This is a genomic window from Variovorax paradoxus (genome assembly GCF_029919115.1).
In the GTDB taxonomy this organism is placed as follows: Bacteria; Pseudomonadota; Gammaproteobacteria; order Burkholderiales; family Burkholderiaceae_C; genus Variovorax; species Variovorax paradoxus_O.
In genome coordinates, this window is sequence record NZ_CP123990.1 from 2,432,590 (window position 1) to 2,456,165 (window position 23,576).

Genomic DNA, 23,576 nt, shown 5'->3' on the forward strand with positions numbered 1-23,576 from the left:
TCTTCGGCCCCCAAGCGGGCCACGGCCCGGACCTGAGGCGCGCCGATGCTGGCCGGCCTTGCTTCGCATCCCTGGGCCTATCCGGCACTGGAGGTTGTGCATATCGTGGGCATTGCCATGCTGTTCGGCGGGCTGCTTGTCTTCGAACTGCGCGTGCTCGGCGTGGGCAAGGAACTGTCGCAAAGCCAGCTGGCTCGGCTCACGCTGCTGCCGGCGCTGGCGGGTTTTGGCCTGTGCGCCGCCAGCGGCCTCACGATGTTCGCGAGCCAGCCCGGCGAGTTGCTCTCCAACTCCGCATTCCGCATCAAGCTGTTCCTGATCTGCATGGCCGGCGCCAACGCCGCTTGGTTCCATGCACGCGGTGGCCTTGCGGCCAGCGGCGCCATACCCAGGCTGCAATGCCTGCTGTCGTTGGGGTTTTGGCTCGCTGTCATCATCTGCGGGCGTTGGATCGCTTACATCTGAAGAAGGAGTCCGAGATGATGCACAGGCGCATGTTCGTTGCCGGTTCGCTGGGCCTGGCCCTGCCGGTGTGGGCTCACCATGGTTGGAGCAGTTTCGATCAGGACCGCCCGCTCTACCTGGAGGGGCGCGCAACCAAGGTCATGTGGCGCAACCCGCATGGCGAACTGGAACTGGAACTGGCCGAAAACCCGACGCTGCCGCCGGACCTGAAGCAACGCCCGCTGCCCAAGCAGAGCACGGCCGTCGATGGCCCCGGGCTGCTGGCCAAGGCCCAGCTGCCGACCCGGCGCGACCGCAAATGGCTGGTCGAGCTGGCGCCTCTCACGCGCTTGCAGGCCTGGGGGGTCGAAGAGATCAAGCCCGGCACCCCGGTCGCGGTGCTGGGCTTCACCTACACCGGCGAGAAGGGCGATGCGGTGCTGCGGGCCGAATATCTCTTCGTCGGCGGCAAGGCCTACGGCCTTCGCTCCTCGCCTGCCTGAAGCCCGCCTGGGTAGGCCGCCGCATCCGCGAGTGCAATAGACGAGTGCAAGAGCCATGAACGCGCCCTGCTTGCCAGCGGCGCGGCTCATCGGTACATTGCATTTTTTGAGGGCCTCCAATGTCCGCAGATAGCACAGCGACCCGTTCCTCCATCTCGGCGCCTCCCGCGACCCCTGGCATTCCCGCGGATCCGGCGATCTCCGTCTCTCCCCTTCCCGCGCTCCATCCTTCGTCGTCGACCGGGCATATCCGGCTGACCTCCCATGCCGGCGGCTTCGGCGCGCTGCCGATCCGATGGGGCGCAGCGACAGCCACCGAACGCGGCCCGGTGGTCGGCACCACGACCAAGCGGGCGCACCGCAATGTCATCGGCACGCACAGCGGCTCCTACAGCGTCTACCGTGCGCTTGCCGTGGCGGCCGGAGCCCTCAAGCGCGAACACAAGGCCGACCTCACCAATACCGCGCCCACCGACGTCATCGGCCCCTACCCGCAGTGGACCGAACCGGGCCGCATTGTTTCGCTCGATCCGTGGGGCGCGTTGGTGGCCGATGTGTTTTCCGCCGAGCTTGCGGCCGGCTACGACATTCGCCCGACCATTGCCATTACCAAGGCGCACGTGATCCTGCCCGAGGTGATCGAGGCCCTGCAGAGCGGCCGGCTCAAGGCCGACGGCCACTTTCTTACGGCCGGCGGCGCCGCAATGGTCACCAAGGCCGCCATCGAACCCGTGTGGTACCTGCCTGAAGTGGCGCGGCGATTCGGCTGCTCCGAAACCGACCTGCGCCGCACGCTGTTCGAGGAAACCGGGGGCATGTACCCCGAGCTTGTCACGCGCTCCGACCTGGAAGTGTTCCTGCCGCCCATCGGCGGGCAGACGCTCTACATCTTCGGCAACCCGCGCGACCTGGCCAACCCGGAGGTGGAGCTCACCGCGCGCATCCACGACGAGTGCAACGGCTCCGACGTGTTCGGCTCCGACATCTGCACCTGCCGCCCGTATCTGACGCACGCCATCGAGGAATGCATCCAGGGCGCGCAACGCGGCGGCGTCGGCCTGATCGCCTATTCGCGCAAGGAAGGCCGCGCGCTCGGCGAGGTGACCAAGTTCCTGGTCTACAACGCGCGCAAGCGGCAGGTGGGCGGCGACACCGCCGACCAGTATTTCGCGCGCACCGAATGCGTGGCCGGCGTGCAGGACATGCGCTTCCAGGAACTGATGCCAGACGTCTTCCACTGGCTCGGCATCAAGAAGATCCATCGGCTCGTGTCGATGAGCAACATGAAGTTCGACGCCATCACCGGCTCCGGCATCGAGATCGGCGAGCGCGTGAACATTCCAGATGAACTGATTCCGGCCGACGCCCGGGTCGAGATGGACGCGAAGATGGCCGCCGGCTACTTCACGCCCGGCCCGGTGCCGACCGCCGAAGAACTCAAGAAGGCCAAAGGCCGGGGATTGAGCGAATGAGCGACAACAAGGAACACAGCAACAACTACCTGCCCGCCGACGGTTCGGGCAACCTGCCGGACGGCAGCGCGGGCGACATCGATCCGGCGATCGAATTCGCGCCCGACACCAGCCGCCCCGCGGGCGCCGCCACCCTCTTGCGCACCACCGGTGCCATTCGCGAGCGCGCGGCCGCGCTGCTCGCTCGCGCACGCAGCGGCGAGTCGCGATGGTTTCGCATCGGCGGCGACGATGCAGCGGACGACGCGGCCCGCGCCGTGGCCGAGGTCACGCGCGAGCGCTACCCATGGGACACCATTCCGTATCACAGCCGCTGGCGCCACTTCGAAGCTGGCGGCGTCGACCGGCTGAAGCAGCTCGATGCGCTGCTCGGCAAGGGCATCGATGCGCGGCAGCGTGCCCGCGCGCACATCGACCTGGTGCTGGTGAGCGTGCTGCTCGATGCCGGCGCCGGCCCCCACTGGCACTACACCGAGCCGGCCACGGGCCAGCGTTTCACGCGATCCGAAGGCCTGGGCGTGGCGAGCTTCCATGCCTTCACGAGCGGGCTTTTCTCGTCCGACCCCGACCATCCGCTGCAAGCCGACGCGGCGGGATTGCGCGGCCTGGTCACCGACCGGCTCGGCGATGCCTTCCAGGTGAGCGACGTCAATCCGCTGGTGGGCCTTGCCGGCCGCACCGTGCTGCTGCGCCGGCTGGGCGAAGCGATGAGCGAACAGCCCGAAACCTTCGGCGACGACGGACGGCCAGCCGGCATGTTCGACGCGCTGGTCGCTCCTTTCGGCGCTGCCGCACCGCCCACAGCAGAAATCACCGCGCACCAGATCCTGTCGCTGCTGCTCGAAACGCTGTCGCGTATCTGGCCCTCGGCCAACTCCATCGACAGCATTGCCGTCGACGGCAGCGACACCACGGGCGGCATCGGTTCGAGCGACCCGGCCCTTGCGCTTGGCGACTGCTGGCGCCACAGCGCGGTGCGCGGGCCCGGCCTCACCAACGGATGGATGCCGTTCCACAAACTCTCGCAATGGCTCACCTATTCGCTGCTCGAGCCCTTCGAGTGGGCGGGCGTGAAGGTGCGCCAGCTCGATGCACTCACCGCCCTGCCCGAATACCGCAACGGCGGCCTCCTGATCGACAGCGGCGTGATCGTGCCGAAAGACCCGGCTTCTCTTGCGCGCACCTGGAAAGCCGGAGACGAGTTCATCGTCGAATGGCGTGCACTCACCGTGGCGCTGCTCGACGAGCTGGCGCCCCGCGTGCGCAAGATGCTCGACCGCACCGAGGAGGAACTGCCGCTGGCCTGCGTGCTCGAGGGCGGCACCTGGGCGGCGGGCCGCGTGCTGGCACAGCGCTTGCGTGACGGAGCGCCACCGCTCCTGATCGAAAGCGACGGCACCGTCTTTTAGACTCGCGGGTCCAGCAACGGCAGAAAAATCAAATGAGCAACGTCCATCTCGTCGACCACCCCCTCGTCCAGCACAAGCTCACGCTGATGCGCCGCAAGGACGCTTCCACCAACAGCTTTCGGCGGCTCCTGAACGAAATCAGCATGCTCATGGCCTACGAGGTCACGCGCGACATGCCGATGCAGGACATCGAAGTGGAGACCCCACTCGAGACCATGCAGGCCAAGGTCATCGACGGCAAGAAGCTGGTGCTGGTGTCCATCCTCCGCGCGGGCACCGGCATCCTGGACGGCATGCTCACCGTGGTGCCGGGCGCGCGCGTCGGCCACATCGGCCTGTACCGCGATCCCAAGACGCTCACGGCCGTCGAGTACTACTTCAAGATGCCGGGCGAAATGGAGAACCGCGACGTGATCGTGGTCGACCCGATGCTGGCCACCGGCAACTCGGCGGTGGCTGCGGTCGAGCGCCTGAAAGAGCTGAACCCGAAATCGATCAAGTTCGTCTGCCTGCTGACCTGCCCCGAAGGCGTGGCGACCATGCAGAAGGCCCACCCCGACGTGCCGATCTACACCGCCGCAATCGACCGCGAGCTGAACAGCCACGGCTACATCCTGCCGGGCCTTGGCGACGCTGGCGACCGCATATTCGGCACGAAGTAAAGCCGATGCCTCAGGCGGCGGCTGCCGCGATTCGGTCGGCAACAAGAAGATTTTCATACCTCGAGGAGAAGCACCGTGACAGCACGCCGTCAGTTGATCATTCGTTCCGCCGCCATTGCCGCGGCCCTTGCGGCGGGCGCACCCGGCCTTGCGCTGGCGCAGGCCAAGCTCAAGGTGGCGGCGGTGTACACCGTGCCCTTCGAGCAGCAATGGGTGGGCCGCATCCACAAGGCGCTCAAGGCTGCCGAGGCGCGCGGCGAGATCGAATACAAGGCGACCGAGAACGTCAGCAATGCCGACTACGAGCGCGTGATGCGCGAGTACGCCACGGGCGGCAACCAGCTGATCCTTGGCGAAGTGTTCGGCGTGGAAGCGGCGGCACGCAAGGTGGCCAAAGACTTTCCCAAGGTCGCCTTCCTGATGGGCTCGTCGCTCAAGCCGCAGGCGCCCAACTTCAGCGTGTTCGACAACTACATTCAGGAGCCGGCGTACCTGAGCGGCATGGTGGCGGGCGGCATGACCAAGAGCAACCGCATCGGCATGGTTGGCGGCTTTCCGATTCCCGAGGTGAACCGGCTCATGAACGCGTTCATGGCCGGCGCGAAGGAAACCAACCCCAAAGTCGAATTCAGCGTGAGCTTCATCAACAGCTGGTTCGATCCGCCGAAGGCCAAGGAAGCGGCTTTCGCAATGATCGACAAGGGTGCCGACGTGATGTACGCCGAGCGCTTTGGCGTCTCTGACGCGGCCAAGGAAAAAGGCAAGCTCGCCATCGGCAACGTGATCGACACGCAGGCGCAGTACCCGGACACGGTGGTTGCCTCGGCCCTGTGGAATTTCGAGCCCTCGGCCGACCGCGCCATCAAGCTCGTGAAGGAAGGCAAGTTCACCGCCGAAGACTACGGCGTTTACTCGACCATGAAGCACAAGGGCTCCGAACTCGCGCCGCTCGGCACTTTCGAGAAGAAGGTTCCGGCCGACATCGTGGCCAAGGTCAAGGCGAAGCAGGCTGACATCCTGGCCGGCAAGTTCACCGTGAAGGTCGACGACTCGCAGCCCAAATCGACCGCCAAGTGAAGGGCTTGTTGACGATGCGCTGGCGTTCTCTTCTTGCGGCTGGCGCGCTGGCCATCGGTCTTGCGGGCTGTGCCGCCGTCTACAAACCCGGCGGTGCCACCGCCAGCGGCATCCGGCTGGACGACACCCCCCGCATTGCCGTGATCTCGGCCTTCGAGCCCGAGCTCAAGCTGTTGCTGAACCGCTTGCAGGGGCCGGCCAGGCACAGCGTCAACGGCGTCGAGTTCACCACCGGCACGCTTGAAGGCAAGCCGGTGGTGCTGTTCCTCTCTGGCATCAGCATGACCAATGCCACGATGAACACGCAGTTGGTGCTCGATCGCTTTCGCGTGTCCAGCATCGTGTTCAGCGGCATCGCGGGTGGCGTGAATCCGCAACTGCACGTCGGTGACGTGACGGTGCCGGCGCAATGGGGACAGTACCTCGAAGTGCTGATGGCGCGCGAAACCGCGCCGGGCAAGTTCACCGCTCCGCCATTCATCAAAGATGCCACGATGCCCAACTTCGGCATGATGCATCCACGCCCGGTCGAGGTGCGCTCGGCCGCAAAGCCAGGCATCGAGCGCAAGTTCTGGTTCGAAGCCGATCCGAAAATGCTCGAAGTGGCGCGCAGCATCCGCAACGTCGACCTCGCGAACTGCAGCGCCGGCAAGTGCCTGGCGCGCAAGCCCCAGCTGGTCGTCGGTGGCAATGGCGTCTCGGGCCAGGCCTTCATGGACAACAAGGCGTATCGCGAATACACCTTCAAGACCTTCCAGGCCAACGTGCTCGACATGGAAACCGCAGCCGTGGGCATGGTGGCCTACAGCAACGGCGTGCCGTACATCGCCTTCCGCTCGCTCAGCGACCTTGCCGGCGGCGGCGAAGGCGCCAACGAGATGGGCACCTTCATGGGCATTGCGGCCGACAACTCGGCCAAGGTCATGTTGGCGTTCCTGGCTGCATGGAAGTGATCCTGCCTTCACTCCCTCCCCTTCCGGGGGAGGGTTGGGGTGGGGGCATGCGGCGCTCGCTCGATCGCGGCGGTGTGGCAGGTGCCGCTTGCCCCCATCCCAGCCTTCCCCCGAAAGGGGAAGGAGCAAGACCTTCATGAACAACGCCACGGTTCTCCGCCTCCAGGGCATCACCAAGCGCTTCGGCTCCCTCGTCGCCAACGACGACATCTCTCTCGACCTGCAGGCGGGCGAGGTGCTCGCGCTGCTGGGCGAGAACGGCGCAGGCAAGTCGACGCTGATGTCCATCCTTTTCGGGCACTACGTGGCCGACGAAGGGAGCATCGAGGCCTTCGGCGCGCCCTTGCCTCCGGGCAACCCCAAGGCGGCGCTGGCTGCGGGCGTGGGCATGGTGCACCAGCACTTCACGCTGGCCGACAACCTGAGCGTGCTCGACAACGTGATGATGGGCACGGAGCCGCTCTGGCGCGTGTTCTCGCGCCGCGCAGCCGCGCGCACCCGGCTGCTCGAAGTGGCGCAGCGCTTCGGCCTGCCGGTTCAGCCCGACGCAAAGATCGGCAGCCTCTCCGTCGGCGAGCGGCAGCGCGTCGAGATACTGAAGGCGCTGTACCGCGGCGCGCGCATCCTGATCCTCGACGAGCCGACTGCCGTGCTGACGCCGCAGGAAAGCGAAGCCTTGTTCGCCACGCTCGCACAGATGGTGGCGCAGGGGCTCTCGGTGATCTTCATCAGCCACAAGCTGGGCGAGGTGCTGCGGGTTTCGCGGCGCATTGCCGTGTTGCGCGGTGGCAAGCTGGTGGCCGAGGCGCGCACGGCGGACACCACGCACGCGCAACTCGCGTTGTGGATGGTCGGTCACGCGGTCGAAGCGCCGCAGCGGCGGCCCGCCGGTACTGTCAGCGATGCGGTCTGCGTGCTCGACCGTGTGAGCACCGCATCCGCCAAGAGCGGTGCGCAAGACCATTCAAGCCCGCTTCGCGAGGTGTCGCTCACGCTGCGCGGCGGGGAGATCACCGCCATTGCCGGCGTCTCCGGCAACGGACAGGTCGCGTTGGCCGAACTGCTGTGCGGCACGCGCCGCGCCACTTCCGGTACGGCCCTGCTGATGGGCCGCGCGCTGCCGCCCTCGCCCTCTCGTCTGGTACAGCGCGGGGTGGCGCGCATTCCCGAAGACCGGCACGCAGTCGGCGTGGTCGGCGACCTGCCGGTGTGGGAGAACGCGGTGTCGGAACGGCTGCGCAGCCCGGTCTTTTCGCGCTGGTCCGTGTTCGTGCGGCGTGCCGCCGCGCGGGTGCATGCGCGGCGCATCGAAAAAGCATTCGACGTGCGCGGCGCGGGGCTGATGGCACCGGCCCGTTCGCTCTCTGGCGGCAACATGCAAAAACTGATTCTCGGCCGGGCACTGCTCGCGCCCGAACAGGTCGAAGACGCCGACAACAAGAAGTACCCGACCCGCGCACCGCGCCTCATCGTCGCGCACCAGCCGACCTGGGGACTCGACATCGGCGCCGTGGCCTACGTGCAGCAGCAACTCATCGCCGCGCGCGATGCCGGCGCGGCGGTGCTGGTAATTTCCGATGACCTCGACGAAGTGCTGGCGCTCGGCGACCGGGTGGCCGTGATGCATGGCGGCCACTTGGGCGAGGCCCGCCCGGCATCGGCATGGACACGTGAAGCCATCGGCCTTGCAATGGCCGGCGCGACCGACGCCTTGCGCGGAAAGGCGCGGCCATGATGCGGCTCGAAAGACGCCACGAAACATCACGTGCCGCACTGGTGTTGGCGCCCGTCGGCGCGGTGCTGTTCACCATGCTGGTGAGCGCGCTGCTCGTGCTTTGGGCCGGCGCACCAGTCGGCCGCACCTACGCGCTGCTGCTGCAAGGCGGCTTCGGCTCTGTGTTCGCCTGGAGCGAGACGCTCACGCGCGCGATCCCGCTCATTCTTACCGGCCTCGCCGCGACGGTCGCGTTCAAGGCGCGGCTTTTCAACATCGGCGCCGAGGGCCAACTGTTCGCCGGCGCTCTTGCCGCCGTGGTCGTGGGCGGTATGCACGGCGGCACGGGTTTCGAGCTTCAGCCGTGGCTGCTGTTTCCGCTGATGATGCTGGCCGCCGCCGTGGCCGGCGCCCTGCTGCTGCTCGGCCCGGCGCTGATGAAGAACAAGCTCGGCGTCGACGAGGTAGTGACCACGCTGCTGATCAACTTCATCGTGCTGCTCGGCGTGTCGGCACTGCTCGATGGGCCGATGAAGGACCCGACTGCCATGGGCTGGCCGCAGAGCGTATCGCTGCAGCCTGACCTGGAGCTCGGCAAGCTCATCGAGCAGGCGCGCGTGCACACCGGCCTGCTCTGGGCGGCGGCGCTGGCGGTGATCGTCTGGGCAATTTTCAAGTACACGGTGCTGGGCTTCGACATCCGCGCGGTCGGCGCGAACGCGCGCGCGGCAGAATTTGCGGGCGTGCCGGTGACGCGCACCGTGGTCATGGTGGCACTGCTTTCGGGCGCGCTGGCGGGGCTGGCCGGCGCCATCGAGGTGGCGGGCCGCACCAGCTACGTCACGCTCGACATGTCGCCGGGCTACGGCTACACCGGCATCGTGATTGCGATGCTGGCCGGGCTGCACCCGCTGGGCGTGATTGCCGCGGGCGTGTTCGTGGCGGGCGTGCTGGTCGGTGCGGACACCATGAGCCGCGCAGTGGGGGTGCCGACCTACATCGCCGACGTGATCGTCGCCGCCTCGCTGATCGCGGTGCTGGTGGCAATGCTGCTGACGCAATACCGGGTGCGACTCAAATGACAACGCGCTGCTCCCCGGTCTTGCTCCTTCCCCCGCTGGGGGAAGGCTGGGATGGGGGCATCAGCGCCCACTGCGAGCGCCGCGTGCCCCCACCCCGGCCCTCCCCCGAAAGGGGAGGGAGAAATACGCGATGACCGATTTGCTCGACATCCTCGCCAACCCCGCCTTCTGGGTCGCGGTGCTGCGCATCGCAACACCGCTCATCCTCGGCACGCTGGGCGTGCTGCTGTGCGAACGCGCGGGCGTGCTCAACCTCGGCATCGAAGGAATCATGGTCGCGGGCGCATTCACCGGATGGCTCGCGGTGTATGCCGGCGCGCCGCTGTGGGCCGGCGTGGGGGTGGCTGCGCTCACGGGCATGGTGTTCGGGCTGTTGCATGCCTTTCTCACCGTCGGACTCGCCCTGTCGCAGCATGTCTCGGGGCTTGGCATCACGCTGCTGGCGACCGCACTCAGCTACTTCGGCTATCGCGTGAGTTTTCCGAAAGTGAACACGCCGCCGACCATCACGCCTTTCGCGCCCATGGACTGGCTGCCGCTGCCCATCCTGAATGCGCAGACATCGCTCACCCTGTTCGCGCTGCTGCTGGTGCCTGCCATTGCGTGGGTGCTGTACCGCACGCCGCTCGGCTTGGCGCTGCGCATGGTCGGTGAGAACCCGCAGGCGGCCGAAAGCCAGGGCGTATCGGTCGCGGGCACGCGCACCGGGGCGATCGTCGCGGGTTCGGCGCTGATGGGCATGGCCGGCTCGTTTCTCACGCTTTCCGCGTTCAACGCTTTTTTCTTCAACATGGTGAACGGCCGCGGCTGGATCTGCGTGGCGCTGGTGGTGTTTGCTTCATGGCGGCCCGGCAAGGCCCTGCTGGGGGCGCTGCTGTTCGCTTTCTTCGACGCGCTGCAGCTTCGGCTGCAACAATCGGGTGATGCCGTGCTGCCCTACCAGATCTACCTGATGCTGCCGTACCTGCTCTCGATCCTCGCGCTGGTGCTGGTGGCGCGCAAGGCCAGCTACCCGCAGGCGCTGATGAAGCCTTATCGCAAGGGGGAGCGCTGATGCCGCGCGCTGCCCCAGTGCGAAAGATGCTGCTCACCGCGCTGGTGGCCTGGTGCAGCGCCGGCGCGCATGCGCTGGGCAGCGACCTCGGCTATGAAACCTTCAAGACGCCCGACCCGGTCAGCTGGGTTCAGCTGTGCGGCACCTGGGGCAAAGACCACCAGGGCACCTACCGCGTGGTTCACGCCGAGCAGTACGCACAGTCCTTCCTCTATGTGCAGTGGATGGCGCGCGACGCCAACGGCAGCCTGCATGCCGAGCACACGCTGGCGATTGGAGAGCTCGACAACGACCATGCCGAAGTCGCGCTCACCGATCTCACCTGCCGCGCCACACCGCGCGGCATCGTGGTAACTGCAAAAGCCGCATCGGGCCACGACGACAAGCTGCGCCGCGTCACCATCGAGGTCGGCCCGGCGCCGGGGCAATACCGCTACCGGGCGCAGCGCACGCGCTGAACGCCCGCCTAGCGACCGACAAGAAGATCTTCACGATGCTCGACCTGCTCATCACCAACGCCACCCTCCCCGACGGCCGTACCGGAATGTCTGTTGCCGTACAGGGAGGCCGCATCGCCGAAGTGACGGCAGGCCTCGACGCGCCCGCCCATGAAAAGCTCGACGCCCAAGGCCTGCTGCTCTCGCCGCACTTCGTCGATCCGCATTTCCACATGGACGCAACGCTGAGCTACGGCCTGCCGCGCGTCAACGAAAGCGGCACGCTGCTCGAAGGCATTGCACTGTGGGGCGAGCTCAAGCCGCTGCTCAAGGCCGAGGCGCTGATCGAACGTGCGCTGGCGTACTGCGACTGGGCGGTGGCCAAGGGGCTGCTGGCCGTGCGGTCGCATGTGGACACGAGCGACCCGAGCCTTCTTGCGGTCGACGCGCTGCTGGATGTCAAGCGCCAGGTCGCGCCGTATCTCGATCTGCAGCTCGTGGCCTTTCCGCAGGACGGTGTGCTGCGCTCGGCCGGCGGCGTCGACAACCTGACGCGCGCGCTCGACAAGGGCGTGGACGTGGTCGGCGGCATTCCGCATTTCGAGCGCACCATGGCCGATGGCGCGGCCAGCGTCACGCTGCTGATGGAGCTTGCGGCCGAGCGCGGCAAGCTGGTCGACATGCATTGCGACGAGTCGGACGATCCGCTCTCGCGCCACATCGAAACCCTGTCCGCCGAAACCTGGCGCCTGGGCATGCAGGGCCGCGTGACGGGCTCGCATTGCACGTCGATGCACTCGATGGACAACTACTACGTGAGCAAGCTGCTGCCGCTCATTGCGCAGAGCGGCGTCAGCGTCGTTTCCAACCCGCTGATCAACATCACCCTGCAGGGCCGCCACGACACCTACCCCAAGCGCCGCGGCATGACCCGCGTGCCCGAGCTCATGGCCGCGGGCGTGAACGTCGCCTTCGGCCACGACTGCGTGATGGACCCGTGGTACGGCATGGGCTCAGGCGACATGCTCGAGGTGGCGCACATGGGGCTGCACGTGGCGCAGATGACCAGCCAGGCCGGCATCCGACAGTGCTACGAGGCGGTAACCACCAATGCTGCGCGCGTGATGCACCTTGAAGGCTACGGCATCGCGGCAGGCTGCGACGCGAGCTTTGTGCTCTTGCAGGCGCGCGATGCGGTCGAAGCGATCCGGCTGCGTGCCACCCGGCTCAAGGTATTCCGTAAAGGAAAGCTGCTGGCGGAAACGCCGGCCGCCACGGCCGCGCTGCACCTTCCGGGCCGCGGGCAGACCACCAGCTGGATGATTCGAAAACCCTAGCGTTGGCCGCGCAGGCTCACTGCGGCGGTGCGCCCCTGAGATCGCACCACATGTGCACCTTGGCCAGCAACGCGCCATCGACCGCAATGGCCAGCGGTTCGACGCCGAAAACCTGGAATCCGCAGCGCTCGTAGAGCACCTGGGCAGTGCTGTTGCCTTCGGTCACGGTGAGCTGAACCAGACGCAGCGTCTCGAGCGAGCGTGCATGCGCCAGCACCGCAAGCACCAGCCGGCGGCCAAAGCCGGCGCGGCGCGCAGTGGTTGCCACGGTCATGCCGAAGAGCGTGGCCTTGTGCCGGGCGCGTTGCCTTGCTTCAAAGCTCAAGCCCGCCGCGCCCACCAGCATGGCCGCTTCGTCGAACGCACCAAAGACCACGCTGGCCTCGCCTGTATTGGCACCCAGCCGCTCTTCCCACCAGCGAAGCGGCAGCCCGGCGCGCTCGTCCACCGTGGTGGTGAAGGCACTCGGGTGCGTGGCGTAGGCCTCGAGCATCAAGGCGCGGTAGGCCGCGGCGTCGGCTGTTGTCAGGCGGCGAACGGCGCCTCGGTCGTTTTCAGAAGCGGACAAAGGACACCTCAGGCTTCGGGCGCGATGGCTTCGGCGTATTCGTAGAGCGCGCCCAGGATTTCCTCGCCCCGCTCGTCCGCGGTTTCGGACAGCGCATCGACTTCGCTGAACAGCATTTCGATGGTGCGAGCCCCACCCTCGCCCTTGAAGAGCCGCGCGACACGAAGCGCCTCCCAGCGCTCGGTTTCCTCGGGGCTGAGCAGATCGGGCCAGTTCCGCGCCCGGTATCTGAAGAGTATTTCTTCGAGGCGGCCATCGTCGAAACCCGTGCGGTCCTTTGCGAGTTCCTCGGGCGACAGTGCGCGCAGCTGGTTCAGGCGGCGCCTGTCCGCGTTGCCGACGAAGCCGCCGTACAAATCTTCGTCCACGTCTGGCGTGGCCTCCTTGGGCCGGGCGTACACCTGCGACCAGATGGCGCTCATGTCGGGCAGGTCGCGCGCGATGGCGGCGTGCCGCATGGCCGCATCGAGATCGACGTTCCAGCGCTCGGCCATGGCCGGAGCGAGCGTGCGCAGGTTGCCGACGACCATCGGCGACTTGTTGAGGTGAATGCCCTTCACCGGCAGACGCACCACGCCTTCGGGCAGGTCTGCGGTGCGCGTGAAAAGTCGCAGGCGCAGGGTTTCCAAGTCGATGTCGCGCAACTCGCTCGGGTCATGGGCCAGGTCCCAGGCGAGGAGTTCGTTCTTGTTCGTCGGATGGCTCGCAAGCGGCCACATCACGCCGAGGCACCCGCGCTCGACAGGGAACATGCCCGAGACGTGCAGGAAAGGCCTGGCCGTTTCCCGCATCGCTGGCAGGCCGAGTTCGCTGGCCACGCGGTCTTTCTTGTGCAGGCCGAAGGCGAATTCGAAGAGCTTGGGCTGGCGGTCGCGAATCAGCCGCGCCAGCGCAATGGTGGCGCGCACATCGGACAGCGCATCGTGCGCCGATTCATGCAGCAATCCGTTGGCGCGCGCCAGGTCTTCGAGCTTGAAGCTGGGCTTGCCGTCTTCCTTCTTCGGCCACTCGATGCCGTCGGGCCGCAGCGCGTAGGTCAGGCGCACCACGTCGAGCAGGTCCCACCGGCCGCAGTCGTTCTGCCATTCACGTGCGTAGGGGTCGATGAGGTTGCGCCAGAACAGGAAGCGCGTCACCTCGTCGTCGAAGCGGATGGTGTTGTAGCCCACGCCGATGGTGCCGGGCTGCGAAAACGCCTTTTCGATCTGCGCCGCAAAGGCATGTTCGGGAATGCCGCGCTCCAGGCAGACTTGCGGCGTGATGCCGGTGATGAGGCAGGCCTCGGGGCTGGGCAGGTAGTCGGGCGCCGGCTTGCAATAGATCATCAGCGGCTCGCCGATTTCGTTCAGCTCTGCGTCGGTGCGAATGGCGGCGAACTGCGAAGGCCGGTCGCGGCGCGGCACGGCGCCGAAGGTTTCGTAGTCGTGCCAGAGAAAGGTGTGGTTCATTCAGAGCAAGGGAGAAAACAATCGTGCAAGGGCATCGCCAAGGCGGCGCCAGAAACTCTGCGGACGGTTGGCGCGCACCGCACCGGAGCTGTGAAGGTCGGTTTCGAACTGCGCCGCCAAGGGCCGCGCCAATTCCGGCCCATAGACCACCGCGCTCACCTCGAAGTTGAGCCTGAAGCTGCGGTTGTCGAAATTCGCGGTACCGATCATCGCGCAATGGTCATCGACCACCAACGTCTTGGAGTGCAGCATGCGTGCCTTGTACTCCCACACCTTCACGCCGGCTGCAATCAGCTCGTCGAAATAGGAGCGCGCGGCGGCGCTCACAATGGCCGAGTCGCTGCGGCGCGGCACCAGCAGGCGCACGTCGACGCCGCGCAGCGCCGCACTGGTGAGCGCCATCATGGCGGGCTCGCCGGGCACGAAGTACGGGGTGGTGAGCCAGGCGCGTTCGCTGGCCGAGTGAATGGCCTCCACGTGCATGCGATGGATGGGCTCCAGCATGTTGTCGGGGCCGCTGGTCACAATTTGCACAGGAATGTCGCCCGCCTCCACCTGCGGCAGCATGGCCTCCATCAGATGGTCCATGTTGCGAAGGTCTTCGCCGGTGGCATAGGCCCAGTCTTCGAGAAAGGTGGTCTGGAGCCAGCGTACCGCGCTCCCTTCGATGCGCAGGTGCACGTCGTGGTAGGCGTCGGGCCGGGTGCGCTTGTCTTCCTCGTCGGTAATGTTGACGCCGCCGGTAAAGCCCACGCGGCCGTCGCACACCACGATCTTGCGGTGGGTGCGGTAGTTGGTTACCGGCCGCAGGCGCCGGCCGATGCGCGTGTCGTGGAACAGCGCAATCTCCACGCCAGCGGCAGAAAGCGGCGCCATGAACTTGCGGCCGATGCGCTTGGAACCCAGTGCGTCGAGCAGAAGGCGCACCGCCACGCCCTGCCTGGCGCGTTCCGCCAAGAGGTCACGCAGCGCAGTGCCGATCTTGTCGGGCTCGAAGATGTAGTACTCGAGATGAATGTGGTCGCGTGCGGCGCGCACCGCATCGAAGATGGCGTCGAAGGTGCGCGCGCCGCCCGACAGCAGTTCCACGCCCGTGGCGCTGGAAACCGGCAACCCGCAAGCTGCGGTGCCGAGCCGAGCCATCTGCTGCAGCGCCGGCGGCGCATTCTGTGCCGCGTCACGCAGCCGGGCCAGTTCGCCCTGCGTGTGAGCCTTGGCGCGGCTCCGCAAACGCTTGACCCGCTGTTTGCGCAAACGCTGCGGCCCAAGGAAGTAATAGATGACGAAGCCCGCAAACGGCAACAGCGCGAGCGACAGGATCCAGCTCATCGTGGACACCGGCGCGCGCTTCTGCATCACGATCCATACCGAGAGCACGGCGATATAGCCGCTCCAAGCCAAAGAGAGGCCGGTTTTCCATTCCTGGCTGAGCTCGGGAAGAATCAAGGTGAAGCTTGTGTGCGGGTAATTTCCGGCCCAAGAAAAAAGGCCGGCAGCGAATGCTACCGGCCTTTTCAGTGTTGCCAGGAATACCGCGGAAGCGGCGCTGCCGGCTCCCGCTTTATCCTGCCGCAGCCTCTTCGGCTTCAGGCTTGGACTTGCCTTCCTTCTTGGGCAGCGGCTGGATGTCCAGCTGCACCTCGCCCTTGTCGTCGATGTCGACCGACAGGCGGCCTCCATCGATGAGGCGACCGAACAGCAGCTCGTCGGCCAGTGCACGACGGATCGTGTCCTGGATCAGGCGCTGCATCGGGCGGGCACCCATCAGCGGGTCAAAGCCCTTCTTTGCCAGGTGCTTGCGCAAACCGTCGCTGAACGTGACGTCGACCTTCTTCTCGGCCAGCTGCGTTTCGAGCTGGAGCAGGAACTTGTCGACGACGCGCAGGATGATCTGCTCGTCCAGCGCCTTGAAGCTCACGGTCGCGTCCAGGCGGTTGCGGAACTCCGGCGTGAACAGGCGCTTGATATCGGCCATTTCGTCGCCCGCCTGACGCGGGTTGGTAAAGCCGATGGTCGCCTTGTTCATGGTCTCGGCACCCGCATTGGTGGTCATCACGATGATCACGTTGCGGAAGTCGGCCTTGCGTCCGTTGTTGTCCGTCAGGGTGCCGTGGTCCATGACCTGCAGCAGCACGTTGAAGATGTCCGGGTGCGCCTTCTCGATTTCGTCGAGCAGCAGCACCGCATGCGGCTTCTTCGTGATGGCTTCGGTCAGGAGGCCGCCCTGGTCGAACCCGACGTAGCCCGGAGGCGCGCCGATCAACCGGCTCACCGCATGGCGCTCCATGTACTCCGACATGTCGAAGCGGATCAGCTCGATGCCCATGATGTAGGCGAGCTGCTTGGCCGCTTCGGTCTTGCCGACGCCCGTGGGGCCGCTGAACAGGAACGAGCCGATCGGCTTGTCTTCGCGGCCAAGGCCCGAACGCGCCATCTTCACGGCGGAAGCCAGCACCTCAAGCGCCTTGTCCTGGCCGAACACCACGCTCTTCAGGTCGCGCTCGATGGTCTGCAGCTTGCCGCGGTCGTCGTTGCTGACGTTGGCCGGGGGAATGCGCGCGATCTTCGCGACGATGTCCTCGACCTCGGACTTGCTGATGGTCTTCTTGCGCTTGCTCGCGGGCAGGATGCGCTGTGCGGCGCCGGCCTCGTCGATCACGTCGATGGCCTTGTCGGGCAGATGGCGGTCGTTGATGTACTTGGCGCTCAGTTCGGCCGCGGCCTGCAGGGCCGCAACCGCGTACTTGACGCCATGGTGCTCTTCGAAGCGCGACTTCAGTCCCTTCAGGATGTCGACGGTTTCCTGCACGGTCGGCTCGACCACGTCGACCTTCTGGAAGCGACGCGACAGGGCCGCATCCTTCTCGAAGATGCCGCGGTATTCGCTGAACGTGGTGGCGCCAATGCACTTGAGCTGGCCGCTAGAGAGCGCCGGCTTGAGCAGGTTGGACGCGTCCAGCGTGCCGCCCGAGGCCGCGCCCGCACCGATGAGGGTGTGGATCTCGTCGATGAACAGGATGGCATTCGGCTTGTCCTTCAGCGACTTGAGCACGCCCTTCAGGCGCTGCTCGAAATCGCCGCGGTACTTGGTGCCGGCCAGCAACGCGCCCATGTCGAGCGAGTAGACCTGCGCCTCGGCGAGGATTTCAGGCACGTCGGTCTGCGTGATGCGCCATGCCAGGCCTTCTGCAATGGCGGTCTTGCCCACGCCGGCCTCACCCACCAGCAGCGGGTTGTTCTTGCGCCGGCGGCAGAGAATCTGGATGACGCGCTCCACCTCGTATTCGCGGCCGATCAGCGGATCGATCTTGCCGTCCTTCGCGAGCTGGTTGAGGTTTTGCGTGAACTGCTCGAGAGGCGAAGCCTTCTCGTTCTTTTCTCCGCCGCCCTCTTCGCCCTCGCCCGAAGACGACTCGCTGCTGCCCTTGACGGCCTCAGGCGGATCGCTCTTCTTGATGCCGTGGGCAATGAAGTTCACCACGTCGAGGCGGGTCACGCCCTGCTGGTGGAGGTAGTACACCGCATGCGAATCCTTCTCGCCGAAGATCGCAACCAGCACGTTGGCGCCGGTGACTTCCTTCTTGCCGTTGCCGGTGGACTGCACATGCATGATGGCGCGCTGGATCACGCGCTGGAAACCCAGCGTGGGCTGGGTGTCGACATCGTCGGTACCCGCCACTTGCGGCGTGTTGTCCTTGATGAAGTTGGTGAGCGACGCCCGCAGGTCGTCGACGTTGGCCGAGCAGGCGCGCAGAACTTCTGCGGCGCTCGGGTTGTCCAGCAAAGCGAGCAACAGATGCTCCACGGTGATGAACTCGTGGCGCTGCTGCCTGGCCTCGACGAAGGCCATGTGCAAGCTGACTTCCAGTTCCTGGGCAATCATGTGATTTCCTTTTGCCTTGCTGTAAATAAGTTCTCAGATGGGTTGGAGCTTGCGCAATTCAACTGGTTCACGCAACAGGCTCACTCACGCACTGCAGCGGATGTCCGGCCTGGTGCGCCGCCTCCATCACCTGGTTGACCTTGGTGGCCGCGAGATCGCGGGAATAAACCCCACAAACGCCGCGGCCATCAAGATGAATCTTTAGCATGATCTGGGTCGCGGTTTCGCGATCCTTGTTGAAATATTCTTGCAGGACGACGATTACGAACTCCATGGGGGTGTAGTCGTCGTTCAGCATGACCACTTGGTACATCTGGGGCGGCGCGGTTTTTTGCGGCCGCCGCTCCAGAACGACCGAATCTCCGTCATCCCCTGCCGGTTTCTGGGCCGGCGGAGTGCTGGGAGTCTTGGGAATTCTCGTTGCCATAAAAAAGATTCTATAGAGCGTGCAAGCACCGTGCCGGCGCAAGAAGACTTGGTGGCGCGTAATCGACAAATCAAGGGGCTTGCGTCGTGTGCGACACCACAAACGACGCAAAAAACTCTGCCGTTTGCACATGCTGCACGCGTAAATACTACGCGTCGCGCACTTCGAAAAAAATGGGTATTTGGAGCAGGGTGTGCCATTTCTCCAACTGGTGCGGCTGCGGCGTGCTAAAAGAAGAAAAGCCCTCGAGACCGCAAAGATCTCGAGGGCCTTGGCTCACGGCGTCCGCGGACGCCAAAGCGCTATTGCTCGCGCAATTTACATGTGGTCGATCATGACCTGGCCGAAGCCCGAGCAGCTCACCTGCGTGGCGCCGTCCATCAGGCGCGCGAAGTCATAGGTGACCTTCTTGCTGGCAATGGACTTTTCCATCGAGCTGATGATCAGGTCGGCGGCTTCGGTCCAGCCCATGTGGCGCAGCATCATTTCGGCCGAGAGAATTTCGGAACCGGGGTTCACGTAGTCCTTGCCGGCGTACTTGGGAGCGGTGCCATGGGTGGCTTCGAACATGGCGACGGTGTCGCTCAGGTTGGCGCCCGGGGCAATGCCGATACCGCCGACTTGCGCGGCCAGGGCGTCGGACACGTAGTCGCCGTTGAGGTTGAGCGTGGCAATCACGCTGTACTCGGCGGGGCGCAGGAGAATCTGCTGCAGGAAAGCGTCGGCAATGCTGTCCTTGACGGTGATTTCCTTGCCCGTCTTGGGGTTCTTGAACTTCATCCACGGGCCGCCGTCGATCAGCTCGGCGCCGAACTCCTTGGCGGCCAGTGCGTAGGCCCAGTCACGGAAGCCACCTTCGGTGAACTTCATGATGTTGCCCTTGTGCACGATGGTCACGCTGGGCTTGTCGTTGTCGACCGCGTACTGCAGCGCCTTGCGCACGAGGCGCTCGGTGCCTTCCTTGGACACGGGCTTGACACCGATGCCGGAGGTGTTGGGGAAGCGGATCTTCTTGACGCCCAGTTCGTCCTGCAGGAACTTGATGAGCTTCTTGGCCTTGTCGCTTTCGGCTTCGAACTCGATGCCGGCGTAGATGTCTTCCGAGTTCTCGCGGAAGATGACCATGTTGGTCTTGTGCGGCTCGCGCACCGGGCTTGGCACGCCTTCGAAGTACTGGATGGGGCGCAGGCACACGTACAGGTCGAGTTCCTGGCGCAGCGCCACGTTCAGCGAGCGGATGCCGCCGCCTACGGGCGTGGTCAGCGGGCCCTTGATGGAAACCACGTAGTCGCGCACGGCGTGCAGCGTTTCTTCGGGCAGCCAGACGTCGGGGCCGTAGACCTTGGTCGACTTTTCACCGGCATAGACTTCCATCCAGTGGATCTTCTTCTTGCCGCCGTAGGCCTTGGCAACCGCCGCATCCACCACCTTCAGCATCACGGGGGTGATGTCCAGGCCCGTGCCGTCGCCTTCGATGAAGGGAATGATCGGCTGATCAGGCACATTGAGCGAGTTGTCGGCGTTGACCGTGATCTTCTGGCCTTCGGCCGGGACTTTGATGTGCTGGTAGCTGGACATGAGGGGGAATGACTCCGGGAGTGACGTAATTCGGACGACTGTCTGCGAATTCAGACAGCGACGGGGAATCGCTGTACAGCCCGCGAACAAATCGCTGTACATTTTAGACGCAACCCATCAGCGAGCGTTTGTCAACCTGCGAGCCAATGGCTTCGTTAGTGGCTGACCTTCTGCTCGCCGGGAGGCGTTTCCAACCAATTCTCGAATAGAGGAATCACAATGAGCAAAATTCTCGCAGTCATGATCGCTGGCTTGTTCGCCGCTGGCGCTTACGCCCAGAACCCCACCGGCACCACGCCCGAGCAAGGCAACGCTACCAACAGCAAGCCGCAAGCCCGTGCGGAAGCCAAGAAGGAAGCAAAGCCTGCAGGTCAAGTGGCTGCTCCCGCCGGCGACATCGCCAAGACGCCCGAAGGCGGTGCCATCGGCGCCGACAAGGCTGCGGCTTCCGGCGAAAAGCGCGCTGAAACGCGCGACCAGCGCCGTCGCAACAAGGACGGCAGCGTCAAGCGCAAGTCGACCCAAGGCAGCACCCCGAAGTAATTCGGCGAGCTTCCACGAAAAAGCGCTCTTCGGAGCGCTTTTTTTTCGCCGCCGATTGCCGAACGGCTGTCAACCGGGGCGTGCGACTGGCGCGTTGATTGATGACCTCTCGCAAGGAGGTGGTCCATATCAACAATGTCAAAGGATTTCTCCATGAACAAGCTGCTCGCAGCCCTGGTCGCCGGTCTCTTCGCAGCCGGTGCATTTGCCCAACAGGCCGAACCCGCACCCAAGACAGACGCGCCCATGGCCGCCGCCACGCACAAGGCCAAGCAGCCTGCAAAGCACGCCGTGAAGAAGCACAAGGTGCGCCATCACGCAGCCAAGGCCCACGCGACCGCAGCCAAGAAGGTGTAAGCTGCCGAGATCACCGGCAATGCCTGCCAATGCCCGCATCAGCGGGCATTTTTCTTGGCCGCACGCCTTTGAACCTGCGTCCTTGAACCCGCCTTGAAAGAAGCTCCGATGTTTCAGCGTTTCGCCGCACTGCTCCTGCTCGCCGCCTCTCTGGTTGGCCCGGCACAGGCACAACAGCAACCCCAGACCGGCCTCGCACGCACCAAGTTGTCGCTCGGCTTGTACAAGATCGACGCGCAAGTGGCGCAAACCCCTCGCGAGCGGGAAATCGGCTTGATGTTCCGCAAGGAAATGCCGCAGTCCGAGGGCATGATCTTTGTTTTCGAGCAGCCGGCCACCCAGTGCTTCTGGATGAGAAACACCTTGCTGCCGTTGACCGCCGCCTTCGTGGCCGACGACGGCCGCATCGTCAACCTGGTCGATATGCAGCCCATGACCGAAAACTCGCACTGCTCCGAAGAGCCGGTGCGCTATGTACTCGAAATGAACCAGGGCTGGTTCGCCAAGAAGAACATCAAGAAAGGCGCCAAGCTGGGCGGCGAGCTGTTTGCGGCCTCCAGGCGCTGAGTCCAGTCCGCCTGCGCCGCCAATAAAAAAAGCCGACCCTAGGGTCGGCTTTTTTACTGGGAAAACCCGGTTCAGCCGAAGTTCTTGGCCGCGAAGTCCCAGTTGACCAGCTTGGCCAGGAAGGTCTCGACGAACTTGGGGCGCAGGTTGCGGTAGTCGATGTAATAGGCGTGTTCCCACACGTCCACCGTCAGCACCGGGGTGTCGCCCGTGGTCAGCGGCGTGCCGGCGGCGCCCATGTTCACGATGTCCACCGAACCGTCGGCCTTCTTCACCAGCCACGTCCAGCCCGAGCCGAAGTTGCCCACGGCCGACTTCACGAACGCTTCCTTGAACGCGTCGTAGCTGCCCCACTTGGCATCGATGGCCTTGGCCAGCGCGCCGGTAGGGGTGCCCCCGCCCTGGGGCTTCATGCAGTTCCAGAAGAAGGTGTGGTTCCAGATTTGCGCGGCGTTGTTGTAGATGCCGCCGCTGGACTTCTTGACGATCTCCTCGAGCGTCATCGATTCGAACTCGGTGCCCTTTTGCAGGTTGTTCAGGTTCACCACGTAGGCGTTGTGGTGCTTGCCGTAGTGGTACTCGAGGGTTTCCTTCGAGTACTCGGGTGCCAGCGCGTCGAGCGCATACGGCAGGGGTGGGAGCACATGTTCCATGGTTTTTTCTCGTGGGTTGGTTGCGGGGAATAAAGGATTCTAGAAAGGTATCTAGACCATATCTTTACGGGCCTTTCCCTAGCTACGGATTTCGTTCGATTTCATTGGGCAGCATAGGCAAATCAGGTAGAAACGGGAATAACGTTGCTTCCCGTTCCTTAGTTCCCTTCCTAGCGATAGGATAGCTATGACAGACCAAGCGAAGAAACCAGAGAAGGTCCAGGCTCTGACCGAAAGGCTAGCACGAACGCTGCCGCCCGGTGAGTATCAGGACAAGGATACGAAAGCCCTGCGGTTCTACGTGTCGGACAAGGGCGTGCGGTCCTTCGGCGTTTACAAATGGTCGCCCACCGCCGGGAAGGGTGGCAAGGGAGCCCCGGTCCGCATCGCCATCGGCCGGCATCCAGAGCGGACGGTGGAGGCGGCACGAAAGCTAGCGCGGGACTACAGCGCCAAGCTGGCGGATGGAGAAGACCCTCGGCTCAAGCCAAAGGTCCGATCCCAAGACCCGACGTTGCGAGAAATCACCCGAACCTACACCGCCGAACTCGAACAGGAAGGCAGAAAGCGCTGGTATTGGGTTGAGCGCATCGTTATGGGGTACAGAGGCTATCCGGGGTCATACGAGGATTGGCTGGACCTCCCCCTTTCGGCCATCACCCGGACCATGGTTGATGAGCGCCATAGACGAATCGCCTTCGGCGACAAGGAGCATGAAAAACGCGGCCCGGAGGCGGCCAACGCCTCGCTGAAGGCTTTGCGCGCCATCTTCGCGTTCGCCGAGAAAAAGGAGCTGTATACGGGCAAGAACGTCGCCAAGCTCGTGGACAAGGAAAAGTCAGCCTCCCGGGAGCGGGTCCTGTCGAATGCCGAATATGAGGCGATCATCGCGGCGCTGGACGCCCCCCAATTCCTACCCTACGTGCGGCCCTACTTCCGCCTGTTGATGCTCACGGGAGCCCGGAAATCGAACATGGCGGCAGCGCGCTGGGCTGACATAGACCTCGAGCAGGCAGTCTGGACGATCCCCCCGGGCAGCAGCAAAAACGGACGGGAAATGCGGGTGCACCTGCGCCAGGAGGCCGTCGACCTGTTCGAGGCTCAGCTCAAAACTCAGGCTGGCAACCCCTCCGAATGGGTATTTCCGACTCCGAGCGGCGCTGACAGTGGGCATATCGAGGAAGTCTGGCCCGTGTGGAAGACCGTCCTAAGGGTGGCCGGGGTCAAAAACGACATCACGATCCACGACCTCCGGCGCACCTTCGGCTCACGCCTTCTGAATGACGATACCCCGATGGAGGTGGTCGCCAAGCTGCTCGGCCATCGCAACGCGGCTACGACAGCGAAGCACTACGCATTTCTCGAAGACGCCACCGTGAAGGGCCATCTGAATCGAGTCAGGGGCTAG

General features: G+C 64.8%; 23 protein-coding genes. 16 read left to right on the top strand and 7 right to left on the bottom strand.

Annotated features, from left to right (window positions below):
• Nucleotides 1-45 precede the first annotated feature (45 nt).
• The 12 genes from QHG62_RS11815 (at nt 46) to QHG62_RS11870 (ending at nt 12,144) form a co-directional block, all read left to right on the top strand.
• Entirely contained in the window at nt 46-465 is a 420-nt protein-coding gene (locus QHG62_RS11815; RefSeq protein ID WP_281151026.1) for a hypothetical protein, read from the top strand.
• 14 nt (nt 466-479) lie between these two features.
• Nucleotides 480-947, top strand: coding sequence for a DUF6152 family protein (locus tag QHG62_RS11820; RefSeq protein WP_281151027.1), 468 nt, complete (start codon nt 480-482; stop codon nt 945-947).
• Between the two features lie 119 nt (nt 948-1,066).
• On the top strand, nt 1,067-2,419 hold the full coding sequence (locus QHG62_RS11825; RefSeq protein ID WP_281151028.1) for a GTP cyclohydrolase II: 1,353 nt from the start codon (nt 1,067-1,069) through the stop codon (nt 2,417-2,419).
• Nucleotides 2,416-3,828: a URC4/urg3 family protein gene (locus QHG62_RS11830; protein WP_281151029.1), complete on the top strand. Its 1,413-nt coding sequence runs from the start codon at nt 2,416-2,418 to the stop codon at nt 3,826-3,828. The genes QHG62_RS11825 and QHG62_RS11830 overlap by 4 nt, the downstream gene beginning before the upstream one ends.
• A 32-nt stretch (nt 3,829-3,860) precedes the next feature.
• On the top strand, nt 3,861-4,490 hold the full coding sequence (upp, locus tag QHG62_RS11835; protein ID WP_013541661.1) for a uracil phosphoribosyltransferase: 630 nt from the start codon (nt 3,861-3,863) through the stop codon (nt 4,488-4,490).
• A 75-nt stretch (nt 4,491-4,565) separates the two neighbouring features.
• Nucleotides 4,566-5,567, top strand: coding sequence for a BMP family protein (locus tag QHG62_RS11840; RefSeq protein WP_281151030.1), 1,002 nt, complete (start codon nt 4,566-4,568; stop codon nt 5,565-5,567).
• Between the two features lie 14 nt (nt 5,568-5,581).
• Nucleotides 5,582-6,520, top strand: coding sequence for a 5'-methylthioadenosine/S-adenosylhomocysteine nucleosidase (locus QHG62_RS11845; RefSeq protein WP_281151031.1), 939 nt, complete (start codon nt 5,582-5,584; stop codon nt 6,518-6,520).
• Between the two features lie 136 nt (nt 6,521-6,656).
• Nucleotides 6,657-8,255 (top strand): ABC transporter ATP-binding protein, encoded by a 1,599-nt coding sequence (locus QHG62_RS11850; protein ID WP_281151032.1) that lies wholly within the window; start codon nt 6,657-6,659, stop codon nt 8,253-8,255.
• The gene (locus tag QHG62_RS11855; RefSeq protein WP_281151596.1) at nt 8,255-9,316 is read left to right on the top strand and encodes an ABC transporter permease; all 1,062 of its coding nucleotides are present in this window, start codon (nt 8,255-8,257) and stop codon (nt 9,314-9,316) included. Before QHG62_RS11850 ends, QHG62_RS11855 begins: the two co-directional genes overlap by 1 nt.
• Before the next feature lie 130 nt (nt 9,317-9,446).
• Entirely contained in the window at nt 9,447-10,370 is a 924-nt protein-coding gene (locus QHG62_RS11860) for an ABC transporter permease (protein ID WP_281151033.1), read from the top strand.
• The gene (locus QHG62_RS11865) at nt 10,370-10,828 is read left to right on the top strand and encodes a hypothetical protein (protein ID WP_281151034.1); all 459 of its coding nucleotides are present in this window, start codon (nt 10,370-10,372) and stop codon (nt 10,826-10,828) included. The genes QHG62_RS11860 and QHG62_RS11865 overlap by 1 nt, the downstream gene beginning before the upstream one ends.
• A 35-nt stretch (nt 10,829-10,863) precedes the next feature.
• Nucleotides 10,864-12,144 (top strand): amidohydrolase family protein, encoded by a 1,281-nt coding sequence (locus QHG62_RS11870; RefSeq protein ID WP_281151035.1) that lies wholly within the window; start codon nt 10,864-10,866, stop codon nt 12,142-12,144.
• Nucleotides 12,145-12,160: 16 nt separating this feature from the next.
• Here the strand turns inward: QHG62_RS11870 and QHG62_RS11875 are convergent, their stop codons facing one another.
• The 6 genes from QHG62_RS11875 to icd all read right to left on the bottom strand — a co-directional run bounded on the left by QHG62_RS11875 (nt 12,161) and on the right by icd (nt 20,048).
• Nucleotides 12,161-12,712, bottom strand: coding sequence for a GNAT family N-acetyltransferase (locus QHG62_RS11875; RefSeq protein WP_281151036.1), 552 nt, complete (start codon nt 12,710-12,712; stop codon nt 12,161-12,163).
• An 8-nt stretch (nt 12,713-12,720) separates the two neighbouring features.
• A complete protein-coding gene (gene sbcB, locus QHG62_RS11880; protein ID WP_281151037.1) occupies nt 12,721-14,160 on the bottom strand; it encodes an exodeoxyribonuclease I in 1,440 nt (479 codons plus the stop codon).
• Complete coding sequence (gene cls / locus QHG62_RS11885; RefSeq protein ID WP_281151038.1) at nt 14,161-15,606, bottom strand: cardiolipin synthase; 1,446 nt, start codon at nt 15,604-15,606, stop codon at nt 14,161-14,163.
• A gap of 115 nt (nt 15,607-15,721) precedes the next feature.
• Entirely contained in the window at nt 15,722-18,043 is a 2,322-nt protein-coding gene (gene clpA / locus QHG62_RS11890; RefSeq protein ID WP_126746055.1) for an ATP-dependent Clp protease ATP-binding subunit ClpA, read from the bottom strand.
• Nucleotides 18,044-18,110: 67 nt separating this feature from the next.
• On the bottom strand, nt 18,111-18,470 hold the full coding sequence (clpS, locus tag QHG62_RS11895; RefSeq protein WP_021007487.1) for an ATP-dependent Clp protease adapter ClpS: 360 nt from the start codon (nt 18,468-18,470) through the stop codon (nt 18,111-18,113).
• A gap of 318 nt (nt 18,471-18,788) precedes the next feature.
• Nucleotides 18,789-20,048, bottom strand: coding sequence for an NADP-dependent isocitrate dehydrogenase (gene icd / locus QHG62_RS11900; protein ID WP_012747756.1), 1,260 nt, complete (start codon nt 20,046-20,048; stop codon nt 18,789-18,791).
• 219 nt (nt 20,049-20,267) lie between these two features.
• Between icd and QHG62_RS11905 the strand changes: the two genes are divergently transcribed.
• The 3 genes from QHG62_RS11905 (at nt 20,268) to QHG62_RS11915 (ending at nt 21,515) form a co-directional block, all read left to right on the top strand.
• Nucleotides 20,268-20,591, top strand: coding sequence for a cell envelope biogenesis protein TolA (locus QHG62_RS11905; protein ID WP_281151039.1), 324 nt, complete (start codon nt 20,268-20,270; stop codon nt 20,589-20,591).
• Nucleotides 20,592-20,744: 153 nt separating this feature from the next.
• Nucleotides 20,745-20,948 carry a hypothetical protein gene (locus tag QHG62_RS11910; RefSeq protein ID WP_281151040.1) on the top strand — a complete coding sequence of 68 codons (204 nt, stop codon included), beginning with the start codon at nt 20,745-20,747 and terminating at the stop codon, nt 20,946-20,948.
• Nucleotides 20,949-21,056: 108 nt separating this feature from the next.
• Nucleotides 21,057-21,515, top strand: coding sequence for a DUF192 domain-containing protein (locus QHG62_RS11915; protein ID WP_281151041.1), 459 nt, complete (start codon nt 21,057-21,059; stop codon nt 21,513-21,515).
• 71 nt (nt 21,516-21,586) lie between these two features.
• Here QHG62_RS11915 and QHG62_RS11920 read toward each other — a convergent pair whose 3' ends face one another.
• The gene (locus QHG62_RS11920) at nt 21,587-22,168 is read right to left on the bottom strand and encodes a superoxide dismutase (protein ID WP_258506636.1); all 582 of its coding nucleotides are present in this window, start codon (nt 22,166-22,168) and stop codon (nt 21,587-21,589) included.
• A gap of 187 nt (nt 22,169-22,355) precedes the next feature.
• Between QHG62_RS11920 and QHG62_RS11925 the strand changes: the two genes are divergently transcribed.
• The gene (locus QHG62_RS11925; RefSeq protein WP_281151042.1) at nt 22,356-23,576 is read left to right on the top strand and encodes a tyrosine-type recombinase/integrase; all 1,221 of its coding nucleotides are present in this window, start codon (nt 22,356-22,358) and stop codon (nt 23,574-23,576) included.